Origin of the sequence: Methylophilus sp. (genome assembly GCF_035460085.1) — a bacterium.
Taxonomy (GTDB): domain Bacteria; phylum Pseudomonadota; class Gammaproteobacteria; order Burkholderiales; family Methylophilaceae; genus Methylophilus.
Map to the genome: position 1 here is coordinate 1 of NZ_DATHWZ010000008.1, position 1,768 is coordinate 1,768.

Sequence of the window (1,768 nt, forward strand, 5' to 3'; positions counted from 1 at the left end):
CTTTTTTGCCAATACCTCGGTAGGCACAGCCTTTGCTGGTTACAAGCTGGAAGACGCATCAGCTATACGCACCGGATTCAAGCTGGGGATGCAATATCGTGTCACGCCAACATTAACCCTGGCTGCCGCTTATAGCGAAAAGACCGAATTACCACTTACTGGTGGCTCATTAGTTGCTGATTTCACCGGCGCAGGATTGGGCAAGGTGAAGTATTCGGATGCCTCAGTCAAAGGCTTCGCGTTGCCGCGTGAGGTCGCTGTAGGTTTGGCATTCAAGCCGGCGGATGCCTGGCTGCTTTCATTCAAGCTAAACTGGCTTAACTGGGATGATGCGATCAATGACGTGAAATTACGCGCCACAAACCCTAACAACTCTTTAGCACCTGCTGTGTATGGCTCAACCAACCCTGCTGACTGGAAAAACCAGTGGGTGGTCGCCACCGGTGTTGCTTATAACTGGGATGACCGCACGACCATTTATGCGGGCCACAACTATGGCAAAAATCCGATTCCACGTGAGACTACCAACCCGTTACTGGCTGGCATTTTAGAGCATCATCTGACGTTTGGTGCCGCGCGCAAGATAGATCAGAACTGGCTTGCAACCGGTGGTGTGGAGTGGATGCTGCCGGTAAAAGTAAAATACAACAGCGCATTGCTAGGCGAATCGGAAATCCGTAATGAGGCGATTGTGCTGCACTTTATGTTGAGCCGCCGCTGGTAGATTTAATGACCATCCAAAAAATAAAACGCTGATATCTATTAAGGATATCAGCGCTGTTAGCCAAAAATACGCTTAAACACTCACCAAACGTTTGCCCGCAACGTTTTAGCCGCAGCCACCATATTCGTCAACGCAGGCAACACTTCTGCCCACTGGCGGGTTTTCAGGCCGCAATCCGGGTTGACCCATAATCGTTCGGCAGGTACTCGCTCGGCAGCCTTTTGCATCAACTGCACAATATGCGCTTCGCTAGGGATATTCGGTGAATGAATATCGTAAACACCAGGCCCGATCTCGTTCGGGTAATTCAAGTCATCAAACGCATCCAGCAACTCCATATCCGAACGCGAGGTTTCAATGGTAATCACATCCGCATCCATGTCGGCAATCGCATTGATAATGTCATTGAATTCGGAATAGCACATATGCGTATGAATCTGCGTTTCATCGGCGACGCCATTGGCGGTGATGCGAAATGACTCCACTGCCCATTGCAGATACTCACTCCATTGTGACTTGCGCAATGGCAAACCTTCGCGCAACGCCGCTTCGTCGATCTGAATCACATTGATACCGGCTTTTTCCAGATCCAGTACTTCTTCACGAATAGCCAATGCCAACTGGTAACAACTGACAGCGCGCGGCTGGTCATCCCGTACAAACGACCAGTTCAAAATCGTCACCGGGCCGGTCAACATGCCTTTCATCGGCTTGCTGGTGAGCGATTGCGCATATTTGATCCACTCTACCGTCATCGCTTTAGGGCGACTGATATCACCGAACAGGATAGGTGGTTTCACGCAACGCGAACCGTACGACTGTACCCAGCCGAACTGGCTGAACGCATAGCCATCCAGCTGTTCACCGAAGTATTCCACCATGTCGTTACGCTCGGCTTCGCCATGCACCAGTACATCCAGGCCCAACGATTCCTGCTCGCGCACACTGTGCAGAATTTCCGCTTTCATCGCTGCCTGGTAACTCGCCTGATCCAGCGCACCCGCTTTGAACTGGCTACGTGCATGACGGATGCCAGCCGTTTGC

2 protein-coding genes are annotated in these 1,768 nt (G+C 51.3%); one reads left to right on the forward strand and one right to left on the reverse strand.

Annotated features, from left to right (window positions below; all coding sequences use genetic code 11):
- A partial coding sequence (locus tag VK958_RS00975; RefSeq protein ID WP_325238388.1) for an OmpP1/FadL family transporter occupies window positions 1-724 on the forward strand: 724 nt, incomplete at its 5' end.
- A gap of 80 nt (window positions 725-804) precedes the next feature.
- Here VK958_RS00975 and metE read toward each other — a convergent pair.
- A partial coding sequence (gene metE, locus VK958_RS00980) for a 5-methyltetrahydropteroyltriglutamate--homocysteine S-methyltransferase (RefSeq protein WP_325238389.1) occupies window positions 805-1,768 on the reverse strand: 964 nt, incomplete at its 5' end.